The sequence below is a fragment of the Microbacterium sp. gxy059 genome (assembly GCF_050958665.1).
In the GTDB taxonomy this organism is placed as follows: Bacteria; Actinomycetota; Actinomycetes; order Actinomycetales; family Microbacteriaceae; genus Microbacterium.
The window spans coordinates 21,170-38,427 of sequence record NZ_JAMXWT010000016.1; the positions used below are offsets into that span (position 1 = coordinate 21,170).

General features: G+C 72.4%; 14 protein-coding genes. 6 read left to right on the top strand and 8 right to left on the bottom strand.

What is annotated here, in order from left to right:
* Positions 1 to 7: 7 nt before the first annotated feature.
* Entirely contained in the window at positions 8 to 1,540 is a 1,533-nt protein-coding gene (gene rmuC, locus NHL53_RS10165) for a DNA recombination protein RmuC (RefSeq protein WP_433776751.1), read from the top strand.
* An 83-nt stretch (positions 1,541 to 1,623) separates the two neighbouring features.
* Entirely contained in the window at positions 1,624 to 2,070 is a 447-nt protein-coding gene (locus NHL53_RS10170) for a YbhB/YbcL family Raf kinase inhibitor-like protein (protein WP_433776752.1), read from the top strand.
* A gap of 32 nt (positions 2,071 to 2,102) precedes the next feature.
* Here NHL53_RS10170 and NHL53_RS10175 read toward each other — a convergent pair whose 3' ends face one another.
* The 4 genes from NHL53_RS10175 to NHL53_RS10190 form a co-directional block, all read right to left on the bottom strand.
* Complete coding sequence (locus tag NHL53_RS10175; RefSeq protein ID WP_433776753.1) at positions 2,103 to 3,923, bottom strand: amidase family protein; 1,821 nt, start codon at positions 3,921 to 3,923, stop codon at positions 2,103 to 2,105.
* 44 nt (positions 3,924 to 3,967) lie between these two features.
* The gene (locus NHL53_RS10180) at positions 3,968 to 4,783 is read right to left on the bottom strand and encodes a hypothetical protein (protein ID WP_433776754.1); all 816 of its coding nucleotides are present in this window, start codon (positions 4,781 to 4,783) and stop codon (positions 3,968 to 3,970) included.
* A gap of 136 nt (positions 4,784 to 4,919) precedes the next feature.
* Positions 4,920 to 6,074, bottom strand: a complete 1,155-nt coding sequence (locus NHL53_RS10185) for an MFS transporter (RefSeq protein WP_433776755.1) — start codon at positions 6,072 to 6,074, stop codon at positions 4,920 to 4,922.
* Positions 6,075 to 6,185: 111 nt separating this feature from the next.
* Positions 6,186 to 7,463: a CoA transferase gene (locus tag NHL53_RS10190; protein WP_433776756.1), complete on the bottom strand. Its 1,278-nt coding sequence runs from the start codon at positions 7,461 to 7,463 to the stop codon at positions 6,186 to 6,188.
* Positions 7,464 to 7,579: 116 nt separating this feature from the next.
* Between NHL53_RS10190 and NHL53_RS10195 the strand changes: the two genes are divergently transcribed.
* Genes NHL53_RS10195 through NHL53_RS10210 form a run of 4 tightly spaced genes read left to right on the top strand, consistent with a single transcriptional unit; the run spans position 7,580 to position 8,849 of the window.
* The gene (locus NHL53_RS10195; protein WP_433776757.1) at positions 7,580 to 7,942 is read left to right on the top strand and encodes an ArsR/SmtB family transcription factor; all 363 of its coding nucleotides are present in this window, start codon (positions 7,580 to 7,582) and stop codon (positions 7,940 to 7,942) included.
* Entirely contained in the window at positions 7,939 to 8,409 is a 471-nt protein-coding gene (locus NHL53_RS10200) for an SRPBCC family protein (RefSeq protein WP_433776758.1), read from the top strand. Before NHL53_RS10195 ends, NHL53_RS10200 begins: the two co-directional genes overlap by 4 nt.
* A 3-nt stretch (positions 8,410 to 8,412) precedes the next feature.
* Positions 8,413 to 8,637, top strand: a complete 225-nt coding sequence (locus NHL53_RS10205) for a glyoxalase (RefSeq protein WP_433776759.1) — start codon at positions 8,413 to 8,415, stop codon at positions 8,635 to 8,637.
* A gap of 23 nt (positions 8,638 to 8,660) precedes the next feature.
* Complete coding sequence (locus tag NHL53_RS10210; RefSeq protein ID WP_433776760.1) at positions 8,661 to 8,849, top strand: VOC family protein; 189 nt, start codon at positions 8,661 to 8,663, stop codon at positions 8,847 to 8,849.
* Between the two features lie 37 nt (positions 8,850 to 8,886).
* Here the strand turns inward: NHL53_RS10210 and NHL53_RS10215 are convergent, their stop codons facing one another.
* The 4 genes from NHL53_RS10215 to NHL53_RS10230 all read right to left on the bottom strand — a co-directional run bounded on the left by NHL53_RS10215 (position 8,887) and on the right by NHL53_RS10230 (position 17,185).
* On the bottom strand, positions 8,887 to 9,543 hold the full coding sequence (locus NHL53_RS10215) for a peptidoglycan DD-metalloendopeptidase family protein (protein WP_433776761.1): 657 nt from the start codon (positions 9,541 to 9,543) through the stop codon (positions 8,887 to 8,889).
* Between the two features lie 143 nt (positions 9,544 to 9,686).
* Positions 9,687 to 11,126, bottom strand: coding sequence for an NCS2 family permease (locus NHL53_RS10220; RefSeq protein ID WP_433776762.1), 1,440 nt, complete (start codon positions 11,124 to 11,126; stop codon positions 9,687 to 9,689).
* Positions 11,127 to 11,717: 591 nt separating this feature from the next.
* Complete coding sequence (locus NHL53_RS10225; RefSeq protein ID WP_433776763.1) at positions 11,718 to 16,691, bottom strand: metallophosphoesterase; 4,974 nt, start codon at positions 16,689 to 16,691, stop codon at positions 11,718 to 11,720.
* Positions 16,692 to 16,999: 308 nt separating this feature from the next.
* Positions 17,000 to 17,185, bottom strand: a complete 186-nt coding sequence (locus tag NHL53_RS10230; RefSeq protein ID WP_433776764.1) for a hypothetical protein — start codon at positions 17,183 to 17,185, stop codon at positions 17,000 to 17,002.
* Positions 17,186 to 17,258 lie beyond the last annotated feature (73 nt).

Sequence of the window (17,258 nt, forward strand, 5' to 3'; positions counted from 1 at the left end):
CGAGAGCGTGAACACCACCGCCCTCATCGTCATCCTCCTCGTCGCCCTCGCGGCGGTCGCCGGCGCCTCCGTCGCCGGCTTCCTCCTGGGGCGTCAGCGGGCCTCCGCCGATCACGTGGGCGGCGAGGCCGAGCTGGCCGCCGCGCGCCTGCAGATCTCGGCCCTCCAGCAGGACGTCGAGAGCCAGCGCGCCGAGGTCGCGCGGCGCGTGGAGGAGGAGCGGGCGATCGGCGATCGCCGCGTCCAGGAGGCGCGCGAGGCGGGGGAACGCGCCCTCGACGAGGCGCGCGACGACGCGCAGCGGCGCCGGGAAGAGCAGGCGGCGGCGGCCGACGCGCGCCTCGCCGACGAGCGCGCCCGGGCCGAGAGGGCGCTCGTCGACGAGAGGCAGCGCGCCGCGCAGCGGGTCGACGAGCTGAGAGCCGACCAGAAGCGCCTCGCCGACGAGTTCGAGGCGCTCAGCCGCAAGGCGCTGGAGGCGAACTCGCAGCAGTTCCTGCGGCAGGCGGAGGAGCGCCTCGCCCGCTCGCAGAGTGAGGGGGCGGCCGAGCTGCGCAAGCGCGAGGAGGCCGTGCAGCGTCTCGTGCAGCCGCTGCGCGAGACGCTCGACTCCGTGAAGACCGAGGTGTCGACGGCCGAGAAGGCGCGCGCGGAGGCGAGCGCGGCGCTCCGGCAGGAGCTCGAGACGATGCAGCGCTCGTCGAAGGAGCTCGGCGAGGAGACCCGCCGCCTCGTCAACGCCCTCCGCGCGCCGCAGGTGCGCGGGCGCTGGGGCGAGCTGCAGCTGCGCCGCGTCGTCGAGGCCGCGGGCATGGTCAACCACGTCGACTTCGGCGAGCAGGAGCACCACGTCACCGACGACGGCGCGCTGCGTCCCGACCTCGTCGTGCACCTCGCGGGCGGCAAGCACGTCGTCGTCGACGCCAAGGTCGCGTTCTCGGGGTACCTCGAGGCGATGGAGGCCGCAGACGACCTCGTGCGCGGCCAGCGTCTGCAGGCGCACGCGCGGCACATGCGCAAGCACATCGACGACCTCGGCGAGAAAGAGTACTGGGACGCGGTGTCGGGCTCGCCCGAGTTCGTCGTCATGTTCGTGCCGGCCGAGCCGTTCCTCGCCGCCGCGCTGGATCAGGATCCCACGCTGTACGAACACGCCTTCGCCCGCAACGTCGTCATCGCGACGCCGTCGACCCTCGTCGCGCTGCTGCGCACCGTCGGGCACGCCTGGCGCCAGGATCAGCTGGCGCAGGAGGCGCAGCAGATCTTCGAGGTGGGCAAGGAGCTGCACAAGCGGCTCGGCGTGCTCGGCAAGCACCTCGCGACGCTGGGGAAGCGGCTCAACTCCGCGGTGGAGGCCTACAACGCCTTCGCGGGGTCGCTCGACCGCAACGTCGTGACGCAGGCGCGCCGCTTCAGCGCCCTGCAGGGTCTCGACGATGTGCTCGACGACACCACCCACATCGAGACCCTCGCCACCCCGCCCCAGAAGCCCGACCTGTATGAGCTGGAGGAGGGCGCCATGGCGGCAGACGCGGAGTGAGGCCGCGGCGCGCGGGGTGGCGCGGGGGAGCGCCGCGCGGCAGGATCGGGAGCGTCCGCAACCGACGACGAGGAGGAGAGCCCATGGCATTTCCCGGAACGATCCAGGTGTCGACCCCCGACTTCGCGAACCTCGCGCGCGTGCCAGAGGAGCTCGTCGCCGACGGCGGCAATCGCGCGCCCGCGATCGAGGTGTCCGGCGTTCCCGACGAGGCGGTGGAGCTCGCGCTCATCTGCCACGACCCCGACGCGCCGCTGCCGTTCGGCTACACCCACTGGACGGTCTACGGCATCGCGCCGGACGCCGCGCGGATCCAGGCGGGCGACGGCCGCGAGGGCGTCACCTCGACGGGCGAGACCGGCTACTACGGCCCGCAGCCGCCCGCGGGACACGGCGATCACCACTACTTCTTCTGGGTCTACGCGCTGCGCCGCCGGGTGGAGGGCGAGCCGACCCGCGAGCGGTTCCTCGCCGACTACGCCGACGACATCATCGAGCAGAACCGCGTAGTCGGGGTCTTCTCCCGCTGACGGACGCGGCCCCGTCTGCCGTCCCGGGGAGATCAGCCGAGCGGCCCGTACGCCGACGGCGACGTGCGCGCCGGCTGCGCCTGCTCGAGCGCGTAGGCGAGGCCGAGCAGCGTGCCCTCGTCGAAGTCGCGTCCCAGCAGCTCGAGATTCACGCCCGCGCCGGGGATCGTGCCGTCCTCCTCCGTCGCGACGCCCATCGGTACCGTCACGGCGGGCATCCCCGTGTTCGGGCTGAGCCGCATGTTCGTCGCGAACGAGTTGTACGGGACCCCCGACGGGTAGGCGATCGCGTCCAGCTCGTTCGCCTGGAGCACGCCGTGCAGCAGCTCCTTGCCCGCGGCGAGCTGCAGGGTGTGCGACCCGTTCTCCCCGGCCCACGCCTCGTAGGCCTCGTCGGTGATCGCGGCGCGACCCTCGTAGATCTCCTTCCGGCTCGTCACGTAGTCCTCCGACGCGATGACGTCGGCGAGCGAGCGGGCCTCGACCTCCGGCGCGAGGTGCGTCGCCGCGTACTCGTCGAGATCGTGACGGAACTCCGGCGTCGACCCGCTCGGCTCCGCCAGCACGGCCTCGAGGCCGTCCGGTGCCTCCAGCTCGATCACCTCGGCGCCCCGCGACTCGAGGGTCGCGACCGTCTCCTCCCACAGGCGCAGGGTGGTCGCGTCGTCGCTCAGCATCTGCGAGAAGTACCCGATGCGGGCGCCGTCGAGCGCGTCCGCATCGAGAGACGCCGTGTACGACTCCGGAACGAGGCCGGCCTGCGCGGCGGTGACCGGATCCGCCTCGTCGACGCCCGTGACGGCGTCGAGGGCGAGCGCCGCGTCCATCACCGTGCGGGTCATCGGGCCGCCCGTGTCCTGACTCAGCGCCAGGGGCACGATGCCGTCGCGGCTTGCGAGACCCACCGTCGGCCGCACGCCGACGAGCTGGTTGTACGACGACGGGATGCGGATGGATCCGCCCGTGTCCGTGCCGAACCCGATGCCGGCGAGGTTCGCGGCGATCGCTGCGCCCGTCCCTCCGCTCGACCCTCCGGCCGACTGCGAGGTGACGTACGGGCTCGCGACGAGCAGCGTCTCGCCGGGCTCGGCGCCGGCGGTGAACTCCGAGACGAACCCGTAGGCGAACTCGTCGAGGCTCGCCTTCGCGAGCATCACCGCTCCGGCCTCGCGCAGGCCGGAGACCATCGCCGCGTCCGTGTCCGTCTGGTTGGCGCTCCAGCAGGCGCAGCCGGCGGTCGTCGGCATGTCGTACGTGTCGTAGTTGTCCTTGAGGGCGACGGGAACGCCGAGCAGGGCGCTCGTCATGCCGCGCTCCGCTCGCACGGCGTCGGCCTCCTCGGCGAGGGAGAGGGCCTCGTCGTTCGTCGCGATGATCGCGTTGAGGGGGCGGGCGTCGTCCGCCGGATCCACGACCGCGCGGTCGTACGCGGCGATGCGATCGAGATACGCCCGGGTGATCTCGACCGAGCTCGTGACGCCCGCGTTCATCGCGGCCTGCATGTCGACGACGCTCGCCTCCACGAGCTCGAAGGGGCCGTCGTCGTAGACCATGCGTGACGAGATCTCGGCGAGGTCGGAGACCGTGATCGTCCCGTCGCCGTCCGCGTCGGCCTCGGGCAGCCACCCGTCGTCGTCGGGCGCGGTGCCGAGCGCGGCGGCGACGAGCTCGAGGTCGGCCTCGTCGACCGCGTCGTCGCCCGTGAGGTCGAGCTCGGTGTAGTGCGGGGCGAGGAAGACGGGGAACGAGCCGCCCTCCTCCTGCGCGGCGGCCGGCGCCGCGACGGCGAGGGTCGCGGCGAGCGCGGCGCCAGCGGTGAGGGCCGCGGCACGGCGGAGAGCGGTGGGGGTCACGGCGGCCTTTCGTCGATCAGCGGGGCGAGTCTCGGTCGAGCGGATCATGCGGATCCCTCCCGACGGCGGCGCAGCATCCAGGTGCCCGCGCCGATTCCGGCGGCGGCGACGAGCGCGGCCGCGATGCCGAGGGTCGCGAGCGAGCCGCCCGTGGGAGCGAGGCCGTCGTCCGCGTCGTCGGCGGTTCCGCCTTCTCCGCCGCCGGGGGCGTCGGATCCGGTCTCGCCGTCCGCGTCGGTCTCGGATCCGTCGGCGGCCGAGCCGTCGCCGCTGTCCTCGGCGCCCGCTTCGGCGTCCTCCGCGCCCGCGTCGTCGGCGGCGCCCTCATCGGCTCCGGTATCCGCCGCGTCCTCCCCGGCGTCGGCCGCGAGCACCTCGACGACGACGCTCGCGGATCCGAGATCGGCGGTCGATCCGTCGGCGCCGACCGCGGTGACCGCGTCGATGCGGATCTCGGCGGATCCCTCGTCGACGGCTGAGGCCGGCAGCGTCGCGAGCACGACGTCGCCTGCGAGAGCGGGGGAGGTGCCGAGGCGCGTGTGCGCGAGCGAGACGCCATCGGCGTCCGCGCGGATCGCGTCGAACCCACCCGCGGGCAGGACGCCGTCGGCGGCGAGGGCCAGCTCGGGCGAGGCGGACACGACGAGGTCGTAGGCGAACAGGTCGTCGGCGCCGGGGGCGCGCACGGCGATCTCGATGTCGTCGCCCGCCGTGACGGTCGCGGGGGCGTCGATCACGAGCTCGCCGGATGACGGCTCGGCGTGCGCGGCCGCGGGCGCCGCCAGGACGGCGGCGGCGAGCGCGAGCGTCGTCGTGCCCGCCGCCGCGCATCGGCGGAGAGGGAAGGGGGAGGGACTCATGCGTGACCTTTCTCACCCGCGGAAGGCGGGCGGGGACAGGAGCGCTCGGCGAGAGCCGAACACGGTCACTCTGACGCCGCGATGTTTCCCCGCCGTTTCCCTTCGAGGACGGCGCGCGAACATCTCGCGCGGGTTGCTATGCCGACGCGGAACGGGTGCGCCCCGTGCCGCCCAGCTGGATCGCCGCCGCGACGCCCGCGAGGAGGACCAGCGCGGAGAAGACCAGCACCCCGGGGACGACCAGGGCGGCGCTCAGGGCCAGGCCCCAGAGGATCCCGCCGACCCAGAGCCCGCCGTCCACGGCGAGATTCCACACCACAGAAGCGCTCCCAGCCTCCATGCGCCGCATCGTCGCGTGCAGGGTCACCGTCTGGACGATCCCGACCCCCAGCCCGATCAGCGCCCCGGAGGCGATGGCCCCTGCCATGCCGTCGACCAGCACCCCCAGCGCTCCGCCAGCGGCGAGCAGCAGCGCACCGCCGAACGCGGTCGCCCGGACGCCGATCCTCGCCTCCAGCTCGCCGCCGAGCCCGCGGCCGAGCGCGTTCCCGCCCTGCACGGCGAACACGACGGTCGCCGCACTGCCGAACGCCGATGCCAGCACCGGCAGGCTGGACAGGCCGTGCGAGAGCAGCACGACCGAGAGCAGCAGCAGCGCCACGATGAGCCATGGGACGTCGGAGACGAGGGTGCGCGGGCCCCGCGATCGCCCTGCGTACGGCTCGGACGCCGCGGATCCCCGCCCCACCGCCCCGGGGATACCGAGCGAGAGACCGATCGCGAGCAGGCCCGCGATGAACGCGGATACCCCGAACGCGGGCGAGGAGAACGTCAGAGCCACCTGCACACCTGCGGGCGAGCCCAACGACGATGCCGCCATGGTGACCAGCCCGTAGACGCCCAGCGACCGGCCGAGCCGATCCGGGGCGACGAGCAGCGCGACCCCTTGCGCGCCGGCGACGATCAGGGTGCCGAACCCGGATCCGCTCGCCACCGCGCCCGCGAGCAGCATCGGCGTGTTCGCCGCGCAGCCGGTGACCAGCGCCCCGGCCGCGAGCAGTGCGAAAGCCCCCATGAGCACGAACCGCAGCGAGAAGCGACGCACCAGCGCGGGGGTGAAGACCTGCACGCCCATCACGAACGCCATCATCGTGCCGACGAACGCGCTGCTCAGCCCCGGCTCGTCCGCCCGGGTGATCGGAATGAGCGAGTACAGCGTGAAGAAGACCGCGACCCCGAGCGACACCGCCGCCGTCAGCGACGCCACGGATCCCCGGGAGCTCACAGCCATCCCACCATCCTAGGAACCCATGCGGGCGCGGGTGAGACGCGCATCCGCATCTCGGTGCCGCTCGGGAGGTGGAGGCGATGAGGGGTGATCCGGCCGGGCGCCCGCCGCCTCTCAGACCCAGCGGAGCGTCGAGGAAGCCGGCTCCGTCGGCGGGCCCGCGTCGCGCACCCGCTCGCCGTCGATCGCCAGGGGCGGCGCGACGGTCTCGAGCCGGCCGAACGGGCTGTCCGCGACGACCAGCGGACGATCGACGTCTCCGCGGACGCTCTGAGGGGGAGATCCGAGAGCGAGCAGCTCGCGGGCGGTCGCCGCGAGCGACAGGTGCGCCCAGCCGGAGCGACCGGATCCGGCGAGGGCGATCGCCGCGGCGGCCATCCCCAGCCCGGCCGCCATGTCGAGGGCCTGCACGGGCAGGGCGCCCGGTCGGCCGTCGTCCGAGGCGCAGAGGCGCGCGATGCCCGTCGCCGCCTGCACGAGGCTGTCGAACCCGCGACGCCCCTCCCATCCGGGGAGCGAGCCCCAGGCGTCGAGCGAGACGACCGCGAGGTGCGGATGACGTTCGCGGAGCGACGCCGGGTCGACGCCGAACCGCGCGAGCGCCGAGAAGCGGTAGCCGATCAGCGCGACGTGCGCCTCGTCGAGCAGCGCGTGGATCCGCTCTCCCTCGGTCGCGAGGTCGGCGACGGCCGAGCGCTTCCTGAACCCCGTCGCGACGTGCTGATCGATGAGATCGGGCCGGTGCGGCGGATCCACCCGCAGCACGTCGGCCCCGAGCGCGGCGAGCAGGCGGGACGAGCTGGGGCCCGCGAGCACGCGCGTCAGGTCGAGGACGCGCAGGCCGGCGAGCGGCCGTGCGCCGGGTGCGGGAGTCCAGGGCGACGCGGATCCGAGGTGCGAGAGACGGATCCAGGGACCGCTCGGCACGGCGAGATCCCCGGGCTCGCGCACGGCGACCGCGAGGCCGCCCGCGGCGAGGACGCGCCGCTCCGTCTCGAGCGCCGGCAGGGCGCGGATCGCCGTCGGGACGTCGTCGGATCCGAGCGCGCGTCGGAGCGCCTCGTCGTGGTGGGGATAGTTGGCGTGGGTGCGCACCCAGCCGTCTGCGCCCGGGAAGAACCCCGACATCGGCGCGAATCCGCGAGGCGACCGCCCGGCGATGCGCAGCCGCGTCGCGAGGCCGAACCACGCGGCCGCATCGGCGGCGTCGAACGCGACGCGGCTGCCGGTCGCCCCGGCGAAGGCGGAGGCGACGGCTCGGGTCGACGCGAGCACGAGGCCCTCGACATCGAGCGGCCCGCCCCACCACAGCCGCGGGCCGGAGACCTCGACCGGCCCGAGGGGCGCGACGCCCCGCAGGCCGCGCGCGAGGTCGGGCAGGTCGGCGCTCATGCCGTCACCCTAAGCCGCGGGGGCAGGGAGCGGCCGCCTCCCGGGAGGGCGTGGGGTTGACAGGCCCCGTGAGAGCGCTATTGATTAAGCAAGTTTTTAATAATTGAAGGGATGAAATGGCCGCAACCGACTCGCTGAGCCTCGTGTTCGCCGCGCTCGCGGATCCGACGCGGCGCGCGATCCTCTCGAAGCTGTCGCGGGGGCCGGCGACCGTGGGCGAGGTCGCCGAGCCGTTCGCCGTCAGCGCCCCCGCGATCTCCCAGCACCTGAAGGTGCTCGAACGCGCAGGGCTCGTCTCGCGCACCGCGCGCGCCCAGTGGCGAACCCTCTCCCTGGAGGCCGAGCCGTTCGACGAGGCCTCGGCCTGGGTCGAGAAGCATCGCCGCGAGTGGAACCTGCGCCTCGACGCTCTCGACGCCCACCTCCAGACCATGAAGGACCGATCCGACACCCCCGACTCGAAGGAAGCAGGATCATGAACCTCACCGACCTCGCGGCGGCGGAAGGACCGCAGTTCTCCATCGTCCGGGTCTTCGACGCGCCACGCGAGCTCGTGTGGCGAGCCTGGACAGACGCATCAGAGCTCGCGCAGTGGCTGCACCTCTTCGAGGTCTCGACCTCGAACATCGCGTTCGACGTACGTGTGGGCGGACGGTACCGCTACACGATGACCAACGAGGAGACCGGAGAGCAGTTCCCGACCGGCGGCGAATACCTCGAAGTGGAGCCGTTCGACCGGCTCGTCTTCACCTGGGGCGATCCCGACGCCCCGGTCGCGGGAACGCCGGTCATCACGCTCACCTTCCTCCCGCGCGGTGACTCCACGGAACTCGTCTTCCATCTGTTCGGGTACGAAGGCGCGCCCGGTGACGGCGTCGTCTACGACGGCTGGGACGAGGCGCTGGTCAACTTCGGGCGGCACCTCGCCGGCGAGCAGCTGGGCTGAGCCATGACGATCAGAATGGACAACGTCGGCATTGTGGTCGAAGACCTGAGCGCGGTGATCCCGTTCTTCGTCGACCTCGGGCTCGAGCTCGAAGGGCGAGCGATGGCCGAGGGCGAGTGGGCCGGGCGCTGCACGGGCCTCGGTGATCAGCGCGTCGAGGTCGCGATGATGCGCACGCCCGACGGCCACGGCCGCGTGGAGCTCTCTCGCTTCCTCGCCCCGACGTGATCGAAGATCATCGAAACGCGCCCGTGAACGCCCTGGGGTATCTCCGCGTCATGTTCGAGGTCGATGACATCGATGCCACCCTGACCCGGCTCGCCGCGCACGGCGTCCAGCTCGTCAGCACGGAGGTCGTGCAGTACGAAGAGGCGTATCGCCTCTGCTACATCCGCGGGCCGGAGGGCATTCTCGTCGGGCTCGCCCAGAGCATCGGCTGACCCGAGGAGCATCCTGGCCGCGCCCGCCGGGCGGCGCTCACCCCGACGGGGATGCCGCTCGGCGGCGAGGGGTCAGGCCTGGACGACAGTGCCGTTCGCCGGGAGCGAGCCGGCGAACGTGAGGGGGTACGGCGTCGGCGCGCTCGATGTCGCGGCTGTCGAGCGCTTGGACATGCACGTGGGGCTCGGTGCTGTTGCCGGAGTTCCCACAGGCGCCCAGCACCTCGCCGGGCTGGACCTCCTGCCCGGGGCGCACCGCGACGCTGCCCTGTCTGAGATGGCACAGCGCGACGACGGTGCCGCGATGTTCGAGCAGGACATGGTTGCCCGCCAGCGCCACCCCGCCCCTGGCGGCGCGCCGCCGCTGGGTCAGCGCGTGCCGGATCGACGGAAGACCGCGACGCGCAGGATGATCCGGCTCGCCGTCGTGCGCGGCGAGGACGACGCCGTCGACCGGCCCCGTGACGTGGCCGCGAGCCGCGGCGCGCTCGCCGTCTCCGACGAGATCGACGAGCGTCATCCCCTGGAAACCCGGGTAGCGGGCATTGAACGAGATCCACCCGGGAGCGTCGAACCGCTCGTCCGTCGCGACCAGGTGGCAGGTGAAGCTCGGGTGCAGCAGGTCGGCGATGGCGTCCCACTCGTGCGCGTCGATCGTGTCGGCGAGGCGCTGAAGGGCGTCGGCGGCATCCATGCCGGGAGTATCGCACGCCGTCGCGGATCCGCGGGATCGCGCGTCGCTCCTGCGCTCGTCACCCGGCGCGAGACGGCACCAAGACGCCCTCGGGCGGCCGCGAGGATCCGTGGCCGCCCGAGGGCGTCGTGCAGCGCCGAGGGTCAGGCGAAGAGCGCCATCACCGGGTCGGCGAGGAAGTACACGACGAACAGCACGCTCACGAGCCACATGAGCCAGTGGATCTGCCGGATCTTGCCGCGGGCCGTCATGACGATGACGTAGGCGATGAAGCCCGCGCCGATGCCGTCCGCGATCGAGTACGTGAACGGCATGATCGCGATCGTGAGGAACGCGGGCAGCGCCACCTCCACGTTGCGCCAGTCGATGTCGGCCACCTGCGACAGCATCAGGAACCCGACGAGCACCAGCGCCGGGGCCGCCGCCTCGTACGGCACGAGCGCGACGAGCGGGGCGAGGAACGTCGACAGCAGGAACGCGACGCCCGTCGTCACCGACGCGAGGCCCGTGCGCGCGCCGTCGCCGACGCCCGCCGTCGACTCGACGAACGCCGTGTTCGACGAGACGGACCCCACGCCGCCCGCGACCGCACCCAGCGAGTCGACGATGAGGATCTGCTTCGTGCGGGGCGGGTTGCCCTGCGCGTCGAGCAGCTTCGCCTCGCCGCCGATCGCGACCATCGTTCCCATCGTGTCGAAGAAGTCGGCGAGCATCAGCGTGAACACGAGCAGGATCAGCGTGACTGCCGTGATGTGCTCGAAGGATCCGAGCAGGTTGAACTGCCCGAGGATCGAGAAGTTCGGCAGCTCGATGACCCCCGAGAAGGTCGGCGGCGAGTTGAAGCCGCCCGGGTTGTCCGCGCTGCGCGCGCCGAGGTGCATCGTGTTCTCGATGACGACCGCGATCGCTGTCGCGACGAGGATCGAGATGAGCATGCCGCCCTTGACGCCCCGCGCGTGCAGCACGATCGCCAGGATGAGGCCGATGACGAACACCAGCACGGGCAGCGTGCCCAGGTTGCCGAGCGCGAGGATCGTCGCGCCCTCGCCCGTCACAAAGCCCGCGTTCGACAGGCCGATGAGCGTGATGAACAGGCCGATGCCCGCGCCGATCGCCGTCTTCAGCGGCATCGGCACCGCCCGGAAGACCGCCTCGCGGAAGCCCGTCAGCACGAGGATGAGGATCAGGATCCCCTCGATCACCACGAGGCCCATCGCGTCGGCCCACGTCATGCCGGGGAGCCCCGCGAGCGAGTAGGCGACCACGGCGTTCAGGCCGAGGCCGGCCGCCATCGCGAGCGGGAAGTTCGCGACGACGCCCATGAGGATCGACATGACGCCCGCGATGAGCGCGGTCGTCGACGCGATCGTCGCGAAGTTGGATCCGTCTCCGTCGCCGCCCCCGAGGAACGCGCCCGTGCCGTCGGGCGACGTGCCGAGGATCAGCGGGTTCAGGACGACGATGTAGCTCATCGCGAAGAACGTGACGAGACCGCCGCGGATCTCCGTCCCGATCGTGGATCCGCGCTCCGAGATGCGGAAGAAGCGGTCGATGGCGCCGCGAGGGGCGGTGGTGCTCGTCATGGGCTCCGGTTTCCGATGATGAGAGGGACCGCCGCACGCCGAGCGACGGGCCGAACGAGGGGAGGATGACGCGGTGCGGGGCCGCGAGACCCGGGCAGAGCACCCGCCTGCGCGACGCGCGCACCTGCGGGAATCCGGGGAGTTCATTATGACACTCGCGGGAAACGCCGACCCGTGAGGATGCTCCGCGCGGTGGCGGTGGCGGTGGCGGTGGCGGTGGCGGTGGCGGTGGCGGTGGTGAGGTCCGCTGCGCGGTGTCGGATCCGCGGACGCGTCCCGCTCGCTCGTTCCTCGCTCGCCCGCCAGACCCGAGCCAGCGTCCGCGGATCCGACACCGCTCCGCTCGCCAGGGGCGTCGCACGGGTCTGGCGGGGCGGGGCATGGGGCTCGCGAGTGGCGCAGACATTCGCGAGCGGCGCAGATGTTCGGCCTTATTTCTGCGCCACTCGCGAGAAACTGCGCCACTCGCGAGCCGGACGGGGCCGCCGGGCGGGTCTGGCCGGACGGGGTTTCGCGGGCGGGGCCAGCCTGCGTGGACACGGCGAAGGGGCCGCCGGGATGTGATCCCGACGGCCCCTCTGTGGTCGTGCGTCAGCTCGCCGCGCGGCGGCGATGCAGCGCGAGCAGCGCGCCCGCCGCGAGCAGCAGCATGCCGCCGAGGCCCAGCAGCGCGAGCGGCGCCGCGCCGCCCGTCGGGCTGAGGCCCGAGCCGTCGGACTCGCCGGCCTCGGCACCCGCGTCCGCGGATCCGCCGCCGTCGTCCGCGCCGGATCCGGAGCCGCCCGCCTCCGAGCCGTTCGATGCCGCGTCGTCCTCGGCACCCGGCTCCGCGTGGTCGGAACCCGCGTCGTCCGCCGGTGCCGCCTCGTCGGATCCGCCGTCCGCGGCATCCGCGTCGGCACCCGACTCCGCGCCGTCGGACCCGGAACCGCCGTCCTCGACGCCCGACTCGGCACCATCGGGTCCTGTGTCGTCGGCACCCGATTCCGCGCCGTCCTCCGACGACCCGTCCTCGGCGCCCGATTCGCCCGCGTCGTCGCCGTCCTCGGAGCCTCCGCCGCCGCCCGACGAGCTGTCGAGCACCGCGAGCGGAGCGCTCGCCTCGACGTCGCCCGACACGGCCCAGAGCGTGTACTCGCCCGGCTCCGCGTCCGCGGGGATCGTCAGGCCGCCGGTCGCGCGGCCCGCGGCGTCGGTCGTGAGCGAGCCCACGGGGGATCCGTCGTACGACGTCGCCGCGAACAGCGCCTGCCGCTCCGCGCCGTCCGCGTCGAGCGAGAACATCACCTCGGACGACGGCGGGAAGTCCTCGACGCTCACCCGCACCGTCTCGCCGGCGCGCACGCTGTCCGCGCCCACGACCAGCGACGGCGTCACGGGCTCCGGCTCCTCCGTCACCTCGACGAGCGAGAACCGCTGCACCGCCGACGACGAGGCGCCGCCGTGGTCGTCGGTCGTGCGCACGTACCAGCCGTACTCGCCTGGCTCGTCGAGCGTCCACGTCGCCGTCGCAACCGACCCGCTCGCGAGGCGCTCGTCGACGCCGATCTCGTCGGTCGTCAGCACCTCCGCGCGGAAGGCGCTCGTCGCGAGGCGCTTGTCGCTCGGCGCGATGCCCAGGGCGTCGTACGACACGACGAAGTCCTGGTACATGTACGGATCCTCCTCCGGCCCGAGCAGGCTCGGCTCGTCGGAGTTGTAGCGCTCGAGCGAGGGCGAGAAGGTGCGCACGCGCATCTGAGCATCCCGATTGTCGAACTGCAGCAGACGCAGGTACCCCTGCCCGCCCTCTGGCAGGCCCTGATAGTCGAACAGCATCGAGTGCACCGTGCGATCGGGAGCGCCGTCGCCGTCGTCGTCGAACTCGTCGACGCGGGTGAACGCGTCGTGATAGTGCCCGGAGAACACCAGCCGCACGTTGGGGTTGGTCGCGACGACCTCGTCCATGATCTGCTGCGGAACGGGGCCGAGGCCGCCGGTGGTCAGCATGAACTCGTGCAGGTTGATGATCGCCACGCGCTCCGGGTGCGCGGCGAGCACCTCGTTCATCCAGTCGATCGCCTGCTGCTGCGGATCCCATCCCATGTAGAGGGCGATGAAGTCGACCCCGCCGGCCGAGAACAGGTCGTAGTGGCCGCGGTTGTCCTCGAAGGACTCGCCGTACCAGGGGTTGTCCTCGTACCGCCACGCGCCGAAGTGCCGCGAGAACTCGGCGTAGTCGCTGCTGCCGTGCGCCACGTCGTGGTTGCCGGCGAGCACGCCGTAGGGCAGCGCCGCGTCATCCAGGCGCTGATACTCGGCCGTCGCGTTGTCCCACTGGTACTGCTGATCCCAGTCGTCCACGATGTCGCCCGTGTGGATGAGGTACTGGATGTTCTGCGCCTCGCGCTGATCCAGCACGTAGTCGTGGATCGCGACCTGGTGCTCGTAGAACTCCTCGTTGTAGTACTGCGTGTCCGACTCCCACGCGATCGTGAAGTCGTACTCCGAGCGCGGGGTGTCGTCAGGGTGGCGCGGCTCCACGGCGGTCTCGCGCGTCGAGAGATCCTCGCCCGCGAAGCCCTCCGAGTGCTGCACGAGCACGCGGATCCGGTCGCCCGACGCATGCTCTGAGAGCGGCACGGATCCCTCGAGCGAGAACTCCTCGTCGTCGTCGGCCGTGAGGTGGCGCGCCACCTCGGTCCACGAAGAGCCGTCGGCCGTCAGCGCGTACAGGATCACCTGCGCGTCGGCGTCGGCCGTGCCGCTCCAGCTGAGGCGCGCGGTCGCTTCGTCGCCGGCATCGGCCGGGACGTCGACGTCGAACACCTGGTACGGCAGCGCGTCGTCGCTCGCGATCGGCTCGAGCCCGTCCGTCACGTCGAGGTCGCTCGTCGCGACCGGCTCGGCCCGCTCGAGAGCCTGCGCGTCGCGGGTCGCGCCCGAGGCGGCGCGGATCGCCTCGTCGCCGAGATCGGCGCGGTGCCCGACCCGGAACGAGGCGTCGACCACGTCGTCCGTCGGGTCGTCGACCCGGGCCTGGAGGATCACGTCGCCCGCCTCGACCTCGGATCCGTCGTCCGGCGCGAAGCCGTCGGATCCCGGATCCTCCTCGGGAACCGCGAACGGCACCGAGACCTCGGAGGTGTTGCCGACAGGGTCTGTCGCCGAGACGGTGAACACGTGCTCGCCCGCCTCGAGCTCGGCCGACGAGGTCGTGTGGCCCAGCTCGACGCGCTCGCCGTCGAACAGCGCGACGACGTCGGTCTCGTGTGCGTCGGCCACCTCGGCGTCGAGCACGATCTCGCCCTGGTAGACGCGACCCGCCTCGATCGAGGGGACGATCTCGGGCGCGGTGTTGTCGACCACGACGTCGGCCGCGGCCGACTCGGCGCCGTCCGTCGCGGACACGGCATGGGATCCGTCGCCGACGGCGGTCGTGTCCCAGTCGTTCGCGACGGCGGTGTAGGCGTCGTCCGGCAGCGCGAACTCCGCGTCCCAGAAGTCGTGCTTCCCGGGGCTGTCGCCCATCTGGATGATCCGGGTCGGGTCGTCGTAGCCGGCGGGACGCAGCGTGCGCCCGTCCGGCAGCACGAGTCGCATGCCCGACATCACGAAGTCGTCGTTGTTCTCGTCCTCGTCGATCCACGGGCCGGCCTTCGTTCCCGCCCAGACGCTCACCGTGAGCGGCTCGCCCTGCTCGACGTACGAGAGGGAGACGGGCACCGAGATCGTCTCGGTGCGCTCGTAGGTGCCCTCGTCGAAGATGTGGAGGATGTCCTCGCCGATGCGCACGCCGTTGCGGAAGTAGAAGTCGGTCTGCGACACCTCGAACGCGAACACCGGCTCCCTCTCGAGCGAGGCGCGGGTCTCGACGCTCTCGCCGTCGATCGCGAGGTCGAGGGGCGAGGGGTACGCGTCGCTCGCCGCGGACACGGTGTGCGTGCCGCCCACGAGATCGCCGTCGGCGACGTTCAGCCGCACCGGTGCGGTGTCGGCGCCCGCGACGGGAACGCGCCGCGCCTCGGTCGTCGTCTCGTTCCGCCCGTCCGAGGCGGTCACGGTGTACTCGTACCAGGTCTTGCCCGTGAGGTCGGCGGCCGCCACCGCGTGGCGGTAGGCGTCGTCGCCGGCGTGCACGAGGTTCAGGATCTGCGGATCCTCGTCGATGTCGTTGCGCAGCTCGACCGTGACGGTGCGCACCTGCACGTCGTCCGTGACGCCGAGGTCGAGCTCGAAGTCGGCGGACGGATCGATCTCGGAGACCGTGCGGTCGTCGACGACGGGAGCAGCCTCGTCGGCCGGCGGCACGACGAGGCCGTCGGCGACCTGGTCGACCTGCACCCGGCCCGGCGACGCGGGGCGGACGTCGGCGATCCGCTGCAGCCCGGCGTCGTCCGTGCCCGTGTAGCGGATCCCCTGATCCGGCTGGACATCCGACGCGCCCGCCATGTTGTAGTAGGCGCGGTTGACGGGGAACCCGGTGTTCGTGCGGATCGCGATGCCGCGCGCCGACCCGTTGGCCATGCCCGCGCTCGAGATCTCCACGAGATCCTCGCCGAGCGTCAGGTCGCTGCCGAAGTGCGCGTTGAAGTCGGCGTCGCCGAGCTCGTCGTTGGGGCCGTTCTTCACCCACAGCACGAGCGTCTCCCCGGAGGGGATGACGACGTCGGACGGCTCGGCCGGCCAGAGCGCCTCGTTCGTGTTGACGTTCTCGTCCTGCGGATAGAGGTAGGTGAGGGCGTAGTCGCCGAAGTCGACCGGCTCGCTCGAGGCGTTGAACACCTCGATGAACTCGTAGCCGTCGCTGCCGCCGACGTTCGTCGAGTCCGGCAGCAGCTCCGTGATCTGCAGGGGAGCGGCCTCGAGATCGGGATCGGGGGCGAGCTCGCCGATGTCGTCCGGATCCTCCGGGACCGGCACGTCGCCGGGCACGAGCTGGTCGTCGGCGACGACGCCGGGCGTGTACGGGGTCTGGGCGCGCAGCACGGCCGACGGCGCTCCGGATCCGCCCGGCGCCTGGAAGTCGACGCCCGACCCCGCGCCCATCGACCCGCCGGGGAAGAACGACCAGGTCAGCACGCCGGACTCGTCGACGACGCGGATCGCGCGCTCGCCGCCGTTGGCCATGCCGCTCTGCCCGGTCACGCGCACGACCCGAGCGTCGGCGTCGGCGCCCGTGTGCTCGCGGAAGTCGTCGACCGTGTGCGCGAACGAGTCGACCTTCTCCGACGCGTAGCTGAGCCAGAAGACGACGGACTCGCCGGCCTCGATCGTCACGTCCTCCTCGACGGCGAGGTCGACCGACGAGCCTGCGGTGTCGTCGGAGTAGGCGTACGAGAACCCGATCCCCTCGTCGGCGAGCGAGACGGGCGCGTCCGAGGTGTTCGTCACCTCGAAGTACTCGAAGTGGTCGTCTCCGACGTTGTCGGCGACGACCTCGGAGACGAACACGGCGGGCGGGTCGTCGGCCGCCGCGAGGGCGGAGACGGAGGACAGGCTGAGGCACGACGCGAGCACGACCGCGCTCGTCGCGAGGGCGACGGGGCGGGTCGAGCGGCGGCGCGCCACGGAGGCGTGGGGCATTGCGCTCTTTCCTCGACGAGGGTCGGAAGGGACGCGCGGCACGGTAGCGGCGCCCGGTGGCGCGGCGGTGAACGGGAGGTGACACGGGGCGGGTAGGAGGCTCGCGAGTGGCGCAGACATTCGCGAGTGGCGCAGATGTTCGGCCCTATTTCTGCGCCACTCGCGAGAAACTGCGCCACTCGCGAGCCGGACGGGGCAGTGCGGAAGGGGCGGCCGGGCCGGGCCGCGCGAGCCAGGGCGGGGCGACGCGGCCGGGGACGGCGAAGGGGCCGCCGGGATGTGATCCCGGCGGCCCCTCGCGGCGCGGCTCAGTCCGTGGTGACGCGCAGCGCGGCCACCGGCTGCGCGCGCAGCGCATCCGGGATGCGCACCGCGCCGCCCTCCAGCGTGGCGTCCGAGCCGTCGCTCCACCGCGCGGCGCGGCCCGCGAGCTCGCTCGGCAGCTCGAGGGATCCGGCGGCAGGATCCATCGCCAGCACATGCACGGCGCCCACGGACGACTGGTCAACTTCTTGCGGAAGCGAAGGAAGTGGATTCGGGTTTCTGTAGAAGGTTTCCTATCAGAGT